This window comes from Arthrobacter sp. GMC3 (assembly GCF_002929305.1).
Classification (GTDB): domain Bacteria; phylum Actinomycetota; class Actinomycetes; order Actinomycetales; family Micrococcaceae; genus Specibacter.
In genome coordinates, this window is the sequence record NZ_PJIO01000017.1 from 24,200 (window position 1) to 42,856 (window position 18,657).

Here is an 18,657-nt window from a genome sequence, read left to right on the forward strand (position 1 = left end):
CTATCCGACTAACGGCCGCGGGCGGCCTTGTAGTCTCCTTTACGCGACCTACGGAAACGCCGGCTCCGTCGCCCAGTCGTTCGAGTCAGGTATTCCGGAGCGGGGCTGGTCCTGTGGAACCTCGGATGGTCAGGTGCGTTGGCAGGATGGCGTGGCTGCGCGGGGCCGTGCCGAAGCCGGGGTTGAGCTGGCCAAGCAGCATGGTCACAGCGTCCCGGCCGGCACGCTCCACGGGCGCCGTCACAGTGGTCAACGGCGGGCTGCAGAAGTCGGCCCCAAAGATGTCATCACAACCAACGATGCTCATGTCCTGGGGCACGTGGACTCCGCGCTCCCGCAACCGTTGCAGCATGCCGATGGCGATGAGATCGTTGAAGGCGATCCCCGCAGTAGCCCCGGAATGGACGAGCGCATCGGCTGCCGCCGCACCGGAATAGGTCCGTGGAGCGAAGGGACCAAGCCTCACCACGGTGACTCCGCGCTCTTGCCCAGCAGCCGACAACCCAGCCCACCGGCGTCGACTGGAACTGGACGTGTCGGGGCCCGAGAGGTAAGCGATGCTCGTATGACCCAAGGAAATGAGATGGTCTAGCGCCTGGTTGGTGGCCGTGGGCGTGTCCAACATGACGGATGGAACCCCGGGGGCGTCGCGATTGATGGTCACGATCGGCATGGTGGCCGACACCTTTGCCAAGGCCTCATCGCTCAGGCGTGAGGCAGTCAAAATGAGGCCGTCCGCAGTTTGCCGCAACTGCTCTACCGTGTTCACCTCAACCTCGTCCGATTCCTCGGTGTCCACAAGAAGCTGCGTATAACCGGCAGCCTTGAGCTGGAGCTGGGTGCCGCGGATGATGTCGAAGAAGAACGGATTGGTAATGTCGGCCACCAGCACTGCAACGGCCTTGGTTCGCCCGGAACTCAATGCCTTCGCTTGAGCGTTAGGTACGTACTTGAGCTCGGCCGCAGCTGCTTGGATCCGTTCACGCGTCCTGAAATTTACCCGGCCAGGGGTCGACAATGCCCTGGAAACCGTTGAGGCGGCCACACCGGATAAGGCCGCAACATCGTGAATGGTGGCGGGCCTGTCCGGCGATACGCCAGGGGGTGCACTCATGGATGGAATATCCTTGCCGGTTCGAGGCCTGGCCCGATGCCGGGACAGGCGTAAATGTGACGAACAGCACTGTTCGTTTGTGCCAGACTACGTATTTTGGCCAGAAATGGCAATCGGTTGCCAATAAGTTGCTTGGCGGCTAGGCTCGATCTAGACAATGAAGTGTGTGAAGTGAGTCACCCGCCAGAGCGTCGCGCATAGGTGCGGATCTGCGAGTGGCCGCCAGATGTGGAGGACTCTCATGACCAGTACCCCAACCGCAACGTGGACGCTGTCCGGATTCGGCGACGAAATCGATCCGGACCCGAAAGTTCAGGTTGCCGTTCTGCTTGCCTTGGGAGCCTCGCACATTGAGGTGCGCAGCGCCTGGGGCGTCAATGTGGTTGAACTCAGTGACGCACAGCTTGCTGATCTGAAGGAAATTCTTGATGGATCCGGGATGAAAGTTTCAGCTGTAGCCAGTCCCATCGGCAAGGTTGACATTGGCCTGCCAGCGGATCATGAAGTGATCAGGCTTCGCCGCATCATCGAGGTGGCCAAGGCCCTGGACACGGGCTACATCCGTATCTTCTCCTACTTCCGCGGGGCCGATCAGACGCCGGAAGAAATTCGTGACGCTGTCATGGATCGCATGGCCCTGCTTGCCACCGAAGCCGAGGCCGCCGGCGTCGTACTTGTCCATGAAAATGAAAAGGACATTTACGGCGACACCCCGGAGCGCGTTCTGGATCTGCTGGAAACAGTCAACTCTCCGGCGTTGCGAGCCGCGTGGGACAACGCAAACTTTGTTCAGGTAGGGGTCAAGCCATTCACTGACGCGTACGCCATGCTGCGCCCGTACCTGGTCTATCTTCAGGTCAAGGACGCGATCGCCGGATCCGGGGAAGTGGTGCCCACCGGCGCTGGCGACGGCGAACTGCGCGAGACGCTGACTGCCTTGTGTCGTGATGGCTACACAGGCTTTGCCTCCCTTGAGCCGCACCTGGCTGCCCAGCATGAACTGGGCGGATTCTCCGGTCCCGAAGCCTTTGGTGAAGCCGCGCGGGCCTTCCGCACGGTCACCGATGCCATTGGTGTAAAGCTGGCCTAAACCAGCAGGGGCAAGCCGCCCTTGATCTGTACCTGACAAGTTCTACCCTCGACAAAGGAGTCACCATGCCCAGAGTTGCCGTCATTGGTTGCGGAGATGTAGCCACCGTCCACCTCGAAGCCATCGGGGAACTTGAGGATGCCACCCTTGTCGCGGTATGCGATACGGATCCCACACGTTTGGCGGCCGCCATGGCGGCACACAATGTGCCCGGCTACAGTGATCACCGCGCGATGTTCGAAGAGCGTGAGATCGACGTCGTCCATGTCTGCACACCGCACAGTGAGCATGCGCAGCCCGCAATCGACGCCCTGGAGCGCGGCATAAATGTCATCAGCGAGAAACCGCTTGCCAGCACCCTGGCCGACGGCGAGCGGCTGGTGGCTGCCGCGGCCGCCAGTTCGGCGAGGATGGGAGTGTGCTTTCAGAACCGCTACAACAGCGCGGTCCAGGCACTGCGCCGCCGCCTCGACAGCGGCGAATTTGGTGCCGTCCTGGGCGGATCCGGAACTGTCATGTGGAATCGCAGCGCCGAGTACTACCAGAACCGGCCCTGGCGGGGCACCTGGGCCGGTGGCGGTGGCGGTCTGCTCATGAACCAGGCCATCCACACTCTGGATCTGTTGCAGTGGCTCATTGGTGAGGTGAGTACAGTCCGCGGGCACGCCGCCACCCATGCACTGGGTGACACTATCGACGTCGAAGACACCGCCGAACTGTTCCTGACCCACCAAAACGGCGCCCAAAGCGTCTTCTACGCCACGTTGGCCAATGCTGTCAATGCCCCGATCACCGTTGACATCGCCACCGAGAAGGCCCAATTCAGCCTGCGTGGGGACCTGACCATCACGCATGTAGACGGCCGGGTGGAAGTGGTCGAAGAACGCCGCGCAGCCTCGGGTGGACGCGACTACTGGGGCGTCTCGCATCAGCTATACATCGCAGACTTCTATGCTCAGTTGGGCAACGAAGGCCCCTTTTGGATCGACGCCGTAGAAGCCCAAAAGTCGCTGCGCATCATCAAGGACGTCTACGCACAAAGCTACCCGGGGCAGCTCGCTGAAATCTCCTAGGGGACGAATCTTGCAGATGCAGCAATCGATTGTCGCCTTAAATTCCCCGCATAACCGCTTAAATTTAGGTCATTTGAAGGACGTCACGGAAATCTTTGACTAATTTTGACAATCGGTTGCCATAAACCTGCATCACCGGTAATGTGATCCTCACAACAGCAATGTGGTTCGCATCACAGTCCTGGTAATTCTCGTTTTCGTAGCTTTTCTCCAACCAACCAACAAGGAGCCAACAATGAAGTTTGGTCCAAAAAAAGTCCTTATGGCAGGCCTGCTGGCCGCCGGGCTCGCGCTGAGCGCATGCAGCGGCGGTGCAACAGGTGGCTCATCCAATGCTGGTGGCCCGGCAACCACCGCACTGACGTTGGGAACCCTCCAGGATGTACGCTCCTGGGATCCGGCTCAGGCTCACGTTGGCCACGGCCTCCAGCCCTACCAAGCCGTCTACGATTCCCTGATCCTGCGCCAGCCCGACGGCAAGCTCGTGCCGATGCTGGCCACCGAATGGACCTACAACGCCGACCAGACGGCGCTGACCCTCAAGCTTCACGACGGTGTCACGTTCAGTGACGGAGCAGCCTTTGACGCAGATGCCGTCAAGGCCAACATGGACCACTTCAAGAAGGCCAACGGCCCTCAGATGTCCCAGCTGGCATCGGTTCAAGATGTCAAGGTTGTCGACAAATCCACCGTAGAGCTGGACCTCAGCGTCCCGGACCCGGCCTTGACCTACTTCCTCAGCCAGGCGGCTGGCCTGATGGGCAGCCCCAAGGCGTTGGAAACCGAAGGTATCAAGACCGAACCTGTCGGCTCCGGCCCGTACGTGATGGACAAGGCGTCCTCAGTGAAGGACTCCGTCAGCGTTTTCAACGCCCGCGATGGTTACTGGAACAAGGACCTGCAGAAATTTAGCAAGGTCACTTTCAAGATCCTCGCCGACGTCACAGCGCGCACCAACGCATTGGTTTCAGGCCAGGTTGATGCAACTCTATTGGATCCCAAGAACGGCAAGCAGGCCGAGGGCGCCGGCATGAAGCTGGAAACAAACCAGGTTGACTGGCAGGGCTTGTTGCTGATGGACCGCGACGGCACCAAGAACCCGGCTCTGAAGGACCTTCGCGTCCGCCAGGCACTCAACTACGCCTTTGACCGCAAGACCATGCTCGACCAGATCCTCTTGGGTCAAGGAACCGTTACCTCGCAGCCATTCGGCAAGGAAAGCGGCGCCTGGGTAGAGAGCCTGGAGAACAAGTACAACTACGACCCCGCCAAGGCGAAGTCGTTGCTGAAGGAAGCCGGCTACGAGACAGGGATGACCCTGGATGTACCCTCATTCCCCGGATTCGAACCGATTCTGGCAGTCATGAAGCAGCAGCTCTCTGACGTTGGGGTCACCTTGAACGTAGGTGCCGCTGTCATGAACACCTTCACAGCCGACGTCGCCGCGCAGAAGTTCACCAGCATGTACTTCTCCTTGTTCCAAGGTGAGCCGTGGGTTGCCATCAACCAGATGATCAACACCAATGCCCTGTACAACCCCTTCAAGTCCACCAGCCCTGAACTGAAGGCGATGATTGACGCCGTGCAGACGGGCGGGGACAACTCCTCGAAACTGGCCCAAAAGGTCAACGAGTACGTCGTGGACGAAGCATGGTTTGTTCCCCTGTACCGCGTCAACCAGATGTACTACCACAACAACAAGATCACTGTCACACCGCAGATCCAGATGGCTGTCCCGGCAATCTACAACTACGCGCCGGCCAAGTAACGGTCAAAGTCTCTGGGCGGCTGCACCGCAGCCGCCCAGAGACACCCAAGTACTCCGGGCTCTTGCACGAGGGCCACCAAGAATCGAAAGTTAGACGGAGCAATTCATGATCAAGTTCGTCATTAAACGGCTGGCCAGCGGTGTGGTGGTGCTCCTAGCTGTCTCAGTCCTGACATTTTCCCTGCTCTATGCAGCCGGTGGAAGCATTGCCCGCAACATCCTTGGCGATACCGCCACTGCTGAACAAGTCGCCCTGAAAGAACACGAACTCGGGCTTGATCAGCCCCTCTTTGTCCGGTACTTCACCTGGCTTTCAAACGCATTGAAGGGTGATCTTGGCAGTTCATGGTTCTCCTCCGAACCAGTGGCAAGCTCGCTGGCCACCAGGGTACCTGTCACCATGACCATGGTCATCTCGGCCATGATCATCATCGCAATCCTGGCGACCCTGATCGGTTCAGCCGCGGCTGTCAAGCGCGGATGGGTTGACCGCGTGGTCCAGATTGGCGCCGTGATCGGTGATTCCGTTCCGGGATTCGTCATTGGCATCTTCCTGGTGACAATCCTGGCCATCCAGTTGAAAATGTTCCCCGCCACCAGCACTATTGCGCCGGGCGTCCCGGCAAGTGCTTGGATCGCCTCCATGGCCCTGCCTGTTGTTGCCTTGATTATCAATGGCGTAACCGGCGGTGCCCAGCAAATTCGAAGTGCAGTTATCAAACAATTTGAAAAAGACTACGTCCGCACCTTGCGAAGCCGCGGCATTGGAGAAGGTGAAATCCTCTTCAAGCATGTGCTGCGCAGCGCCGCCCCGGCAGGCCTAACAGTACTGAGCCTGCAGCTGATCGGCATGCTCGGTGGTGTTGTCATCATCGAACAGATCTTTGCACTCCCCGGCATCGGACCCTTGGCTGTGACAGCCACAAGCCAAAGCGATTTGCCAGTGGTTATGGGCATTGTGATGTACACAGTCGTCGTCGTTATCGTCGTCAACCTGATCGTGGATCTCCTCAACGGTTGGCTCAATCCAAAGGTGCGTGTATCGTGACTGCGTCCGTGACCCCTGAAATTGCCACCGGTCAAACGGGTACCGTCGTTCGCTCGACGGCCATTCGCAGGCTGCTGAAGAACCCCCTAGGGCTTGCCTCGGTCATTATCTTGGCAGTTATCGTCCTCCTGGCCCTTTTCGCCCCCATCCTGGCGCCCTTTGGTGAGAACTACGCCAACATTGGCAAGACGCTGGCCGCTCCTGACAGCGTGAACATCCTCGGCACCGACAGCTCCGGCCGTGATGTGTGGAGCCGGCTGCTGTTCGGCTCCCAGATCACGCTCCTCTCGGCAGTTCTTTGCGCCGCCGTAGCCGTGGCCTTGGGCCTGCCCGCCGGCCTGATCGCCGGCTACTACGGTGGCCTGTTTGAAACCACCTCCAACTGGGTCATCAGCATCCTGATGAGCCTGCCAGGCCTGATTGTCCTGCTGACCATTCGCGCGGCCTTCGGACCGTCCGTGTGGATATCGATGGTGGCCTTTGGTATTTTGATCAGCCCGTCGTACTTCCTGCTCACCCGCACAGCGGTACGTGCGGTGCGAAACGAACTCTATGTTGACGCGGCAAGAGTCTCCGGGCTCTCCGATCTGAGCATTATGGGACGGCACATCTTCTCGGTGGTCCGTGCACCCATCATCATTCAAACAGCTGGCATTTGCGGCGTCGCGATCGCCATCCAGTCCGGCCTGGAGTTCCTCGGACTTGGCGATCCCACCATGGCCACTTGGGGTGTGATGCTCAGCGAGGGCTTCAAGAACGTCTACCTCACCCCAACTCTCCTGCTCTGGCCCGCATTGGCCATTGCGCTAACCATCGGCGCCCTGGTTCTGCTGGGCAATGCCATCCGTGATGCATTGGAAGACGGCGAGAAGATCAAGGCACCCAAGGTGTCAAAGGTTGCCGGAAGCGTCAAGGCCAACACTGGCAATCACGCCGTCCAGAAGGGCACCGAGCACCACCTCGTCAAGGTCACCAACCTCGGCGTCGGCTACCCTCAGGCGGACGGTTCCATCAAAAAGGTTGTGGACGACGTTTCCTTCCACGTGGATCGTGGCGAAGTTTTGGGAATCGTTGGCGAATCCGGTTCGGGCAAGTCGCAGACAGCCTTTTCCATCCTTGGACTGCTGCCTGACACGGCACGGATCGTGGGCGGGACCATCCAGTTCGATGGCAACTACACGGTGCAGCCGGGCGACGACAGGGTCAACCAACAGAGGCTTTCCAAGATTCGGGGCAGGCGCGTCTCGTACATCCCGCAGGAACCCATGAGCAACCTGGATCCCGCATTCACCATCGGCTACCAGCTTGTCACCCCCATGGTGCGCGTTCTGGGTATCTCCAAGAGCGAGGCCAAGAAGCGGGCCATGAAGCTCCTGGAAGACGTGGGTATCACGTACCCGGAACGCACCTTCAAGGCCTACCCCCATGAAGTCTCCGGCGGCATGGCCCAGCGTGTCCTGATTGCCGGCGCCATCAGCTGCGAGCCCGACCTGGTGATCGCAGATGAGCCAACCACCGCTTTGGACGTCACCGTTCAGGCCGAGGTCTTGGACCTGCTGCGCGGCTTGCAGAGCCGACTGAACATCGGCGTCATCTTGGTGACGCACAACTTCGGTGTTGTTTCCGACCTTTGCGACCGTGTGGTTGTCATGCAAAATGGTCGTCTGGTGGAAGAGGGGGATGTACGTGAGATCCTGCGCAACCCCAAGGAGAAGTACACACAGACCTTGCTGTCATCCATGCTTGAAGGCAAGACGCCGATGACCATGCTTGTCTCGACCGTAGAGGAGGTTGCGCTGTGAGTGCTGCAACGCCAGTATCATCAGCCCAGGGACAGGAGAGCGGGAACCTCCTGGACGTGGAGAACCTCGTGGTGGAATACCCCACCAAGGTTTTCCGCGGAAAACCCTTCCGCGCCCTGACCGACATCAACATCACCATTGGCCGCGGGGAAACCCTTGGCCTGGTGGGTGAGTCCGGGTCCGGCAAAACCACACTCGGCCGGGCAGTGCTCGGCTTGGCTCCGGTCACCAAAGGGCAGGTAATCTTCGAGGGCCAGGACATCAGTCACGCCTCCCGCAAGGATCGTCGTGCCTTGAGTCGGGACATGCAGGTCGTTTTCCAAGACCCCTACACGTCCCTGAACCCGGCACTGGAAATCGGGGCCATCCTTGCTGAACCTCTTGGTGTGCAGGGTATCCCGGCCGCAGCGGCCAAAAAACGTGTGGCTGAACTTCTGGACCAGGTGGGCCTGCCCAAGGATGCCGTCAACCGGCTGCCGCGTGAATTCAGCGGCGGCCAGCGCCAGCGCGTCGCCATCGCCCGCGCCCTGGCACTCTCGCCAAAATTGATTGTCTGTGATGAGGCGGTCAGCGCTTTGGACCTTACTACCCAGGCCAGGGTCCTTGACTTGCTGTTGCAAATCCAGCTCGATACGGGGGTTTCTTACCTTTTCATCTCCCACGACCTGGACGTGGTGCGGCATATCAGCCACCGAGTGGCCGTTATGTACCGCGGGGAAATCGTGGAGCAGGGAGTCTCTGGCATTGTCACTCAGACACCCGTGCACCCCTACACGCAGCGCTTGCTGCTGGCCTCACCGGTCCCTGACCCCGACAGGCAGGCAGTTCGGCGTGAGGAACGCCGCCGCCTGATTGATTCACAGCGTGAGTTGGAGAACCAGGCCAGCATCCCCGCCTAGACGGCGGTACCTGCGCAACACAAAAAAGCTCACGGGCCCCCACTTCGGGAACCCGCAACGAAAGGAATACAGTGGCAAAAATCGGTGTTCAGGCAATGATGCTCAAGGACAGCTTTACTGAAGTTGGTGCATTCGAAACACTCCGCAAGGTCAGTGAAATCGGCTACAACGCCGTCGAGATTTCACAGATCCCCATGACAGCCGAGAACGTGGCCGAGCTTGACCGCAGCCAAAAGGAATTTGGCATGGACGTCGCCTCACTCTCCGTTGCACTTGAGGCACCTCCGGGCATGCCCGGCGACTCGCTCAAGGCCAACTTCGAGAAGATTGTTGACGACGCCAAGCGCCTGGACACCAAACTTCTGCGCATCGGCATGCTGCCGTTTACGGCCATGGCCTCCATTGAATCCGTCATTTCCTTCGCCAAGGAAGCAAACGAGTACGCGCTGCGTCTGAACGACGAGGGAATCGGGCTGTACTACCACAACCACCACATCGAGTTCGCGAAGTTTGACGGCAAGTACATGCTGGACATCATCGCCGAAAACTCCCCGGCAATGGGAATGGAACTCGACGTTCACTGGGTAGCCCGCGGCGGACTCGATCCCGTTCGAACCATTGAAAAGTATGCCGGGCGAACCTCCATGATCCACCTCAAGGACTACCGCATCGGCCAGCTGGCGCCGGAAGCGTTTGGGATGCTCGCCAAGGGAGACTTCCGGGCATTCATGGACGAATTCAAGAACGTGGTCCAATTTGCCGAAGTGGGCGAGGGCAACCTCGATTTCCCCTCCATCATCGAGCAAAGCCAAAAGGCCGGCGCGCAATACCTTTTGGTAGAACAAGACGAACTGTACGGTCGCACCGTCTGGGAAGCCCTGCAGACCTCCTATGACAACCTTCAGGGCATGGGCTTCAAAGGCCTCTTCTAACGGCTCCCACCTTCTTCATCGAAACAAACAAAAGGACAAATAATCGTGAGCAAGAAAGTACGCATCGGCATTATCGGCCTCGGCCAGCAGGGCGGGATGTACGCGAAGTTCATCACCGACGGCATGGTACCCAACATGGAAATCGGCGCACTGTGCGACGTCGATCCGGCCAAGAAGGAAATGGCAGCTGCCACCTACCCGGATGCACCCTTCTACGATGACTACATCGCCATGATGGAAAGCGATGACGTCGACGCAATCGTCACCTGCGTTCCCCACTACCTGCACCCCGAGATGGGGATCGCCGCCCTGACTCGCGACATTCACGCCCTGGTGGAAAAGCCGGCCGGCGTCTACACCAAGCAGGTCAAGGAACTCAATGAATTCGCGGCTACCAAGCCCGAGCTCTCCTTCGCCATCATGTTCAACCAGCGCAACAACCCGTTGTACAAGCGCCTCAAAGAGATCCTCGACGGCGGCGAGATCGGAAACATCCTGCGCACCAACTGGATCATCACCACTTGGTGGCGTCCGCAGGGCTACTACAACTCCAGCGCCTGGCGCGCAACATGGGGTGGCGAGGGCGGCGGCGTCCTAGTCAACCAGGCTCCCCACCAGCTCGACCTCTGGCAGTGGCTCTGCGGTGTGCCCAAGAGCGTCTTCTCCAAGGTGGCCTACGGTTTCCGCCGCGACATCGCCGTCGAAGATGAGGTCACTGCCTTGGTTGACTACGGCAACGGAGCCACCGGCACCTTTGTCACGGCAACCCACGACATGGTGGGCACTGACCGCCTGGAAATCCTTGGCGACCAGGGCAAGATTGTTGTCGAGGGCAGCAAGACGGCTACAGTGACGCGGTTGAAGAAGCCCGAGCGTGAACTCAGCGAAAGCATGGGCATGGGCGACGTCATGAAACTGTTCATGGGCCAGCTGAACACCGATGACTTCTACAGCACCGAAATCATTGAGTTTGAATCCGCCTGGGGTGGACAGCACGCGGGCGTGCTGGAAAACTTCGCCGCGAACATTCTCGACGGCACGCCTTTGCTGGCGCCCGGCTCGGACGGCATCAACGGTGTCCGCCTGGCCAACGCCATCCACCTCTCCAGTTGGAAGGGCGAGGAAGTATCCCTCGACTTCGACGAGGACGAATACTTGCAGCTTCTAAACAAGCGCATCAGCGAAGAAGGCAAATACGCCGAACGCAGTTAACGCGCAGTGCCGGTGTGGCCGGGCCCGTCCTCGCGGCGGGCCCGGCCACACCGGGTTAAGATGGCCAGAGACGACGAATCTTTCAAAGAGGCCACCTTGAGCGATGCAATCCCAGCCGGCGACGGTGCACCAACGACCCACAGTCAGCGAAGCCACAAGGCTGCGCCAACCATCTATGACATTGCCGAGTTGGCGGGAGTTAATCCATCGACAGTTTCTCGAGCCTTGTCGAAACCGGGCAGGGTCAGCGTAAAGACGCAAAAGCGCATTGAGGATGCTGCGGCCGAACTCAACTACCGCGTCAATGTTTTCGCCAGGGCGCTTCCCACCGGGCGGACAAACACGCTGGGGTTGATCGTTTCCGACATCACGAACCCTGCCTTCTTCGACATCATCCGCGGGGCAGAGGAAGCGGCAGCGGAACGCGATTACACGTTGATGCTGGCCGAATCCACCGAGTCCGCCGAACGTGAACTAACCGTTGCCCAACGCATGGCTGCAACGGTGGACGGGATCATTCTGGCCAGCCCTCGGCTGGGCGATGAACAAATTCGCCAACTGGCCACTAACAAGCCTGTCGTAGTGGTCAACCGGCAGGTTGACTCCATTACCTCCTTGGTGGCCGACATTGATGCCGGGGTAACCGATGCGGTACGGCATTTGGCAGCCCTGGGGCACACGAAACTGGCCTATGTTGGTGGACCCGAGCAATCGTGGATGTCCAGCAGGCGGTGGGAGAGCATTCAGGCTCGGTGCGCATGGTCCTCCCTCGAGGTGTCCCTTGTGGCTGCCGGCATGCCCACGGTCGACGGCGGGTCAAAGGCTGCGACCGCCGTTCGGGCGGACGGAGCCACCGCCGTCTTCTGCTACAACGACCTGATGGCGATTGGACTGATGCGGGAGCTGCAACTGGCCGGTATCAGAGTCCCCGACGATCTGAGTATTCTGGGCTTCGACAACATCTTTGGTTCGGATTTCACCACCCCACCACTGTCAACCATCAAATCCCCGTTGCGTGAATCCGGTGGCGGCGCGGTGCGCCGGATGCTGGATGAATTGGACGGTTCTGCCAGCTCGACAATGAGTCCTGTGCTGCGCACGGAACTCGTTGTTAGGGGCTCCACGGGGCGGGTTTCGCAGGAGAAATAAATCCCAAGGCAACATTTGGCAACCGGTTGACAAAAGGCGTGGTGTGACTGACGATTGACCTATGTCACAATTCCTCTCACCTCTTGCCACAAGCACCCAGGCCGTTGTTGACGCCGAGCCTTCCCTGGCCGCCGACCCGGACCGTCTGCTCCCCGCCGATCCCGGCACCCGAAGCATTGCCCGCGATTTGTTGGCACGGGTAGAAGATCTGCCCATCATCTCTCCGCATGGCCATGTTGACGCCGCCATGCTAGAGCTCGACACCCCGTTCCCGGACCCTGCAACGTTGCTGGTCAGTCCGGACCACTACGTCACCCGTCTCATTCACGCCAGCGGCGTGCCTTTAGAAAGGCTGCGCATGGGCGGCACCACAGCCGTGGAACCCCGCGAGACGTGGCGCGAATTTGCCAAGGCCTGGCCCTTGTTTGACGGCACTGCCTCCGGCTACTGGATGCGCGATTCCTTCGAAAACGTCTTTGGCCTGAGCGCCGAGCCCTCAGCGGAGAACGCCGACGCGCTTTTCGATGAACTCGACGCCAAGCTCAAGAGCCCGGCATACCGTCCCCGCCAGCTGTTCAAGGACTTCAACATCGAGGTCCTGGCCACCACTGACGACCCCCTGGACAACTTGGCGCCGCACGCGGCCATCGCCAAGGACCCCACGTTCACCGGCCGGGTGCTCCCCACCTTCCGCCCCGACGCATACATCAAGTTCGCCGCAGCTGGATGGGCCGAGCGTGTGCAGAAGCTGATCGAGACGGCCGGCGACGGCGTGAGCGGTTACGCCGGTTATATCCGCGCCATGGAAAACCGCCGCCAATACTTCGTTGAACACGGAGCCGTCTCCGCCGACCACGGATCCCGTACGGCAGCAACACTGCGCCTGACAGACTCACAAGCGCAGGAGCTGTTCGAGAAGGCCCGCCGCGGCGAGGCCACAGCGGCAGACGCCGACGTCTTCGAAGCACACATGATGTACCAGATGGCCCGCATGTCGGTGGCCGACGGCTTGGTTATGACCATCCATCCCGGCGTCTTCCGCAACCACCACACGGAATCGTTCAAGAACTTCGGTGCCGATACCGGTCACGACATCCCCTTCGCCGTCAGCTACACGGAGGCACTGCGGCCCATGCTTGAGGACTTTGGCACCGCGCCTGGTTTCCATTTCATCCCGTTCACTATTGACGAGACCGTGTTTTCACGCGAGATTGCACCTCTGGCAGGCTTCTATCCTTCCGTTTTCATCGGCGCACCCTGGTGGTTCCTGGACGCCCCGGACGCCATGTTGCGCTTCCGCTCTGCTGTCACCGAAACCGCAGGATTCTCCCGATCCTCCGGCTTCATTGATGACACCCGCGCATTCTGCTCCATCCCCGCACGGCACAACACCTCGCGCCGCATCGAGGCGAGCTTCCTGGCCCGTCTGGTGGCAGAACGCCGTGTCAGCGAAAAGCGCGCCCACGAAATCATCGTCGATATCGTCGACGCCGCACCACGGAGGGCCTTCAAGCTATGAGCACACAAACCACCGCCGTGGCCCTGAACCGTTCCACCGCCAGGACGGCCCCTGCCGCCCCGGTCCGCATAGTCCACCTGGGATTAGGTGCCTTTCACAGGGCGCATCAAGCCTGGTACACCCAGCACGCCAGCGACGGCGCCCAATGGGGGATCGCGGCCTTCACCGGACGCCGTCCGGACGCCGCGCTTGCCCTTGCTGCCCAGGATGGGCTGTATACGCTCATAGAACGCGGTGAAAACGCCGACACTTTTGAGCTCATGACCAGCATTGTCCAGGCCCACGATGGTGCCGACGTTGCTGCGCTGGCCCGGTTGGTGGCGGCTCCCAGCACTGCTGTCATCACCTTGACAATCACCGAGGCCGCCTACAACCTTGGCGCAGACGGGACACTGGACACCGGCAGTCCGGCGGTCGTCGGCGACATTGCCGTGATCGCCGCCGGCCTTGCACACCCGGATGCGGACACCACGGCCTGGGCCGTTACGGCGGCCGGGCGGGTGGTTCAGGCTCTTGCGGCACGGCGTCACAGTGCCGCGGGCCCCATCGCCGTGGTCTCCTGCGACAACCTTGCACACAATGGGGAAGCCGCCAGGGAGGCAATCGTGTCGCTGGCCGCCGCGGCTGATGCGGGACTTGCGGCATGGATTCAGTCCAATGTCAGCTTTGTTGGCACCTCCATTGACAGGATCACCCCTCGAACCACTGAGGCGGAGATCGACCTGGTGGCCGCGGAAAGCGGTTTCGCGGACTCCTCCCCAGTCGTAACGGAGCCCTTTAGCGACTGGGTTCTCAGCGGAGAATTCCCAGCGGGCCGTCCCGACTGGGGCAGCGCTGGTGCGGTTTTCGTCAACGACATTGTGCCTTTTGAAAACAGGAAGCTGTGGCTGCTCAACGGCGCCCATTCACTCATGGCCTATGCCGGTCAGTTGCGTGGACATCAAACCGTGGCCCAGGCTTTGTCGGATCCAGTCTGTGCAGGCTGGATCACAGAATTCTGGGACGAGGCCGAACGCAACCTTCCTTCCGAAGGTCTGGGAGTTCCCGCCTACCGGGCTGCCCTGCTGGGGCGCTTTAGCAATGCCAGGATCGCACACCACCTGGCTCAGATTGCCATGGACGGATCCAACAAACTGCGCATGCGTGCAGTCCCCGTTTACAAGGCTGAACGGACCGCCGGCCGGTCGGGTCAGGGCGCGTTGCGCATGATCGCGGCATGGGTGGCGTTCCTGCGCCGTGAACATGAGCTGCGGAACGCTATCGCCGACGCCGGTGCCACGGAACTTTCCGTGGCGCTGCAACTACCGCAGGGAGAAGACACGGCCGCCCTGCTCGCCGTACTGGACGCGGAGCTGGCTGGCGATCCCGAAGTGCTTTCTGCCTTGGCGGCAGAAGTGGCCCGGATGCAGGCGTAGCCCCTGTCGCGCCGACCTGGCGCCGTTGTTGCGGGGTGCCCGCCACCGATGATTTTGATCGGCGGCGGGCACCCCTTTGCCATCTGCCAAAGAAGTATGACAAATGATGTGGCAAGCGGTTGCCAATGATGGCTTTTGGTGGTTTACTTCTTAGTAACGCACCTCACAGCGGACAGGCTTTAGAAGTCCGTTTTGCTGGTGAGAAAAGTCCAACGATGCACTTCTCCAAGGAGTAAAAAGCAGCCATGAAACCCCAGAACAATGCCACCCGTGAACTCGTCAACCTGGATGGGCTTTTTGCCTTCAAAGTTGACTTTGATCGTGCGGGACTGGGCGAAAAATGGTATGAGAAGCCGCTGGAAACGAAACTTGAAATTGGTGTACCCGCCAGCTACAACGACTTGTTCTCGGATCAGGCCATTCGGGATCATGTGGGCTATGTCTGGTACCAGCGCGAGGTCCATGTTCCCCGCGGCTGGGACGGATCACGGATCTTTGTTCGCCTGGATGCAGCCACCCACGAGGGTCTGGTGTACGTCAACGACAAGCAGGTGGCACACCATATTGGCGGCTACTTGCCCTTTGAAGCGGACGTCACAGATCATGTCCGCGCGGGGGAGTCGTTCCGCCTGACTATCGCTGTGAACAACGAGCTAACCCAGGCAACCATCCCCCCGGGATCCATCGAGGTCACCGCGGACGGCCGGCGCCAGCAAAAATACCTGCACGACTTCTACAACTATGCAGGCTTGCACCGCTCCGTGTGGCTGTTCAGGGTTCCGGCCGTTCGCGTCGAGGACGTCACGGTTGTCACCGGCTTTGAGGCGTCCACGGGAAGCGTTGACTACGCCGTCGAGCTCACAGGGGCCACGAGCGATCACAGCGTTTCCGCCACTCTCATGGACGCCGCTGGCACCCAGGTGGCCACAGCGGAAGGCGCCGCTGGCACCCTCTCCATTGCCGACGTCGTCCTCTGGCAGCCGGGCGCGGCCTACCTCTACACACTCACCGTGGAAGTCCACGCCGACGGCCAACTCGTTGACAGCTACTCGCTGCCGGTTGGTGTGCGCACAGTAGAAGTCCGGGGTCACCAGTTCCTGATCAACAACGAACCTTTCCACTTCACCGGCTTCGGCATGCACGAGGACCACATCACCATCGGCAAGGGCCACAACAACGCCGCCATGGTCAACGACTTTGAACTCCTTGACTGGATTGGCGCCAACTCCTTCAGGACCTCGCACTACCCCTACGCCGAAGAAGTTATGGACTTCGCCGACCGCCACGGAATCGTGGTCATTGACGAAACCCCCGCCGTTGGCCTGCACCTGGGCTTCGCAGCTGTCCTTGGCGGCCTGCCGCGCAAAACCTATGAAGAAGGCGGTATTGACGACGCCGTCTCGGCCAGCCACCGCCAGGTCATCACCGACCTGGTCAAGCGGGACAAGAACCACCCCTGTGTGGTGCTGTGGAGCATTGCCAACGAGCCCAACGGGGCCGAGGAAGGTGCGCGGGAGTACTTTGGCCCACTGGTGGACCTCACCCGTGAACTGGATCCGACCCGCCCGGTGGGCTACGTCAACGTCATGTTTGACACCCCTGACAAGTGCATCATCGCCGATCTCTTCGATGTCATCATGCTCAACCGCTACTACGGGTGGTACCTGAGCACCGGAGACCTGAAGACCGCCGAGCAGCAGCTCGAGGGCGAACTGAATGCCTGGGCGAAGCTGCACAACAAGCCCATCATCATGACCGAGTACGGCGCAGACACCCAGCCTGGTCTGCATTCCATCTACGACCAGCCGTGGAGCGAGGAATACCAGGCCAAATTCCTTGACATGTACCACGCCGTCTTTGACCGCGTCGAAGCTGTAGTGGGGGAGCAGGTCTGGAACTTTGCAGACTTCCAAACCTCCAACGGCATCATGCGCGTGGACGGCAACAAAAAGGGTGTGTTCACCCGTGACCGCCGCCCCAAGGCGGCCGCCTTCGCACTCCGCCGCCGCTGGCGCGCCGGACAGAACTAGCCGCGCAGCACACTTCCACACTCGCATCGGGGCCCATCCATCACTGGGGCAAATGATATAGGAACAAGAGTCACCATGAAGCAAGATTTCGCACCAACGGCAGGGTCATCCCTGCAGGAGAAGCCACCCGTGGCACCTCTGCGCAAACTCAGCATCGTCGGCTATGGCGCCGGAGATGCCGCCAATAACCTGGCGTTCACCACCGCCACCATGTTCTTGTTGCTGTACTACACGGACGTGGCTGGCATCGGTGCCGCCGCGGCAGGTACCCTGCTCCTGGTGGTACGAGTCTTCGACGCCTTTGCCGACGTTCTGGCCGGGCGAATCGTGGACAAGACCTACCACAAGAAGTTGGGCAAGTTCCGTCCTTTCATCATGTTTGGATCCGTCCCGCTGCTCCTGCTGAGCGTGGCTACCTTCTCGATTCCCCAAATTGGGGAATCGGGGATGCTGATCTGGGCCTACGTCAGCTACACGCTGCTGGGGTTGGCCTACAGCTTCGTGAACATACCCTTCGGTTCGCTGGCCGGTGCCATGACCCAAAGCTCTTCGGAACGGGCAAAACTCGCCAGCGCACGAACCATCGGTGCCGTGGCGGTGGGATCCTTCCTGGGCATCTTCATTGCTCCCTTGATGAAGGGTGGGGAGAATCTCCAGCCCCTCTTCACCACGTTGACCATCATCTTTGCCGTAGTGGGCACCGGGCTCTACATGTTCACGGTGTTCACCACCAAGGAACGCGTGGTCCGCGAGGTTCCCAAGGTGACCCTGAAGCAGAGCCTGGGCACGCTCAAGGGCAACAAGCCACTGCTGCTGCTATGCATCAGCTCCTTCTTGTTCCTCACCGGGCAGCTGGCCGTCGGCTCCATCCAGATCTACTACTTCCGCGACGTCCTGCACTCCCTGCCCCTCTACGCGGTCATGTCCATAGTCCAAATCGTGATGACCTTCGGGCTGGCCGCTATGCTGCCCCGGCTGGTCGCCAAGTTTGGCAAGAAGCGAAACTACCTCGCGGCGGCGGCCCTGATGGCCGTTGGTGGGCTTGTGGTCTTCCTAGCCCCGGCCAGCATGGTGTGGCTTGCCTTCACTGGTGTACTCGTTAGCCAGCTTGGCGTCCTGCTGCTGAGCATGGTGGTCTGGGCCTTGGAAGCTGACACCGTGGAATACGGCGAATGGAATACCGGTGTTCGCTCGGAAGGCATCACCTACGCCCTCTTCTCCTTCACCCGAAAGACCGGCCAGGCAGTCGGCGGCGCGCTTGCCGCCTACGCCTTGGCCTGGGGTGGCTATGTTTCAGGAGGAGTGGCCCAAAGCGATCACGCAATCCTAGGCATCAGGGCAGGCGCTGGACTGCTGCCCATGGTCTTCTCAATCCTGGCCCTGGTCATCATGCTGGCCTACCCGTTGACGGATGCCAAGCACAAGGAGATTGTCCACGAGATCACGGCCCGGCGCGCGGTGCGCCTCGACGCCGCACTCGCCGAACGCGATGCCCAGGACAAGCAGCAGGGCCCAGCCGATCCGGACTCAACTGGCCCCGAGAAACCAGGCACTGACTAGAACAGTCGGCGCAACACTTAGTTTTACCTCACCTATCCCCATCACG

Annotated in this window: 14 protein-coding genes; 13 read left to right on the forward strand and 1 reads right to left on the reverse strand. The window is 60.3% G+C overall.

Annotated features, from left to right (window positions below; translation table 11 throughout):
- Nucleotides 1–85: 85 nt before the first annotated feature.
- A complete protein-coding gene (locus tag CXQ94_RS19000; RefSeq protein WP_104092164.1) occupies nucleotides 86–1,114 on the reverse strand; it encodes a LacI family DNA-binding transcriptional regulator in 1,029 nt (342 codons plus the stop codon).
- 241 nt (nucleotides 1,115–1,355) lie between these two features.
- Here CXQ94_RS19000 and CXQ94_RS19005 point away from each other — a divergent pair, with 241 nt between their 5' ends.
- From CXQ94_RS19005 to uidB, 13 genes are all read left to right on the forward strand, one after another.
- Complete coding sequence (locus tag CXQ94_RS19005; RefSeq protein ID WP_104092165.1) at nucleotides 1,356–2,204, forward strand: sugar phosphate isomerase/epimerase; 849 nt, start codon at nucleotides 1,356–1,358, stop codon at nucleotides 2,202–2,204.
- A 65-nt stretch (nucleotides 2,205–2,269) separates the two neighbouring features.
- Entirely contained in the window at nucleotides 2,270–3,277 is a 1,008-nt protein-coding gene (locus CXQ94_RS19010; RefSeq protein WP_104092166.1) for a Gfo/Idh/MocA family protein, read from the forward strand.
- Nucleotides 3,278–3,512: 235 nt separating this feature from the next.
- On the forward strand, nucleotides 3,513–5,045 hold the full coding sequence (locus CXQ94_RS19015) for an ABC transporter substrate-binding protein (RefSeq protein ID WP_104092167.1): 1,533 nt from the start codon (nucleotides 3,513–3,515) through the stop codon (nucleotides 5,043–5,045).
- A 106-nt stretch (nucleotides 5,046–5,151) separates the two neighbouring features.
- Nucleotides 5,152–6,093 (forward strand): ABC transporter permease, encoded by a 942-nt coding sequence (locus CXQ94_RS19020; RefSeq protein ID WP_104092168.1) that lies wholly within the window; start codon nucleotides 5,152–5,154, stop codon nucleotides 6,091–6,093.
- A complete protein-coding gene (locus tag CXQ94_RS19025) occupies nucleotides 6,090–7,895 on the forward strand; it encodes a dipeptide/oligopeptide/nickel ABC transporter permease/ATP-binding protein (RefSeq protein WP_258067239.1) in 1,806 nt (601 codons plus the stop codon). The genes CXQ94_RS19020 and CXQ94_RS19025 overlap by 4 nt, the downstream gene beginning before the upstream one ends.
- Entirely contained in the window at nucleotides 7,892–8,794 is a 903-nt protein-coding gene (locus CXQ94_RS19030; RefSeq protein WP_104092169.1) for an ABC transporter ATP-binding protein, read from the forward strand. Before CXQ94_RS19025 ends, CXQ94_RS19030 begins: the two co-directional genes overlap by 4 nt.
- A 71-nt stretch (nucleotides 8,795–8,865) precedes the next feature.
- A complete protein-coding gene (locus CXQ94_RS19035) occupies nucleotides 8,866–9,726 on the forward strand; it encodes a sugar phosphate isomerase/epimerase (RefSeq protein ID WP_258067240.1) in 861 nt (286 codons plus the stop codon).
- A 45-nt stretch (nucleotides 9,727–9,771) separates the two neighbouring features.
- A complete protein-coding gene (locus CXQ94_RS19040) occupies nucleotides 9,772–10,938 on the forward strand; it encodes a Gfo/Idh/MocA family protein (RefSeq protein WP_104092170.1) in 1,167 nt (388 codons plus the stop codon).
- Between the two features lie 96 nt (nucleotides 10,939–11,034).
- Entirely contained in the window at nucleotides 11,035–12,087 is a 1,053-nt protein-coding gene (locus CXQ94_RS19045) for a LacI family DNA-binding transcriptional regulator (RefSeq protein WP_258067241.1), read from the forward strand.
- Nucleotides 12,088–12,148: 61 nt separating this feature from the next.
- Entirely contained in the window at nucleotides 12,149–13,606 is a 1,458-nt protein-coding gene (uxaC, locus tag CXQ94_RS19050; protein ID WP_104092172.1) for a glucuronate isomerase, read from the forward strand.
- On the forward strand, nucleotides 13,603–15,021 hold the full coding sequence (locus CXQ94_RS19055; RefSeq protein ID WP_104092173.1) for a mannitol dehydrogenase family protein: 1,419 nt from the start codon (nucleotides 13,603–13,605) through the stop codon (nucleotides 15,019–15,021). Before uxaC ends, CXQ94_RS19055 begins: the two co-directional genes overlap by 4 nt.
- Before the next feature lie 245 nt (nucleotides 15,022–15,266).
- The gene (gene uidA, locus CXQ94_RS19060) at nucleotides 15,267–17,051 is read left to right on the forward strand and encodes a beta-glucuronidase (protein WP_104092174.1); all 1,785 of its coding nucleotides are present in this window, start codon (nucleotides 15,267–15,269) and stop codon (nucleotides 17,049–17,051) included.
- A 75-nt stretch (nucleotides 17,052–17,126) separates the two neighbouring features.
- Nucleotides 17,127–18,611, forward strand: a complete 1,485-nt coding sequence (gene uidB, locus CXQ94_RS19065) for a glucuronide transporter (protein WP_306418919.1) — start codon at nucleotides 17,127–17,129, stop codon at nucleotides 18,609–18,611.
- Nucleotides 18,612–18,657: the final 46 nt, after the last annotated feature.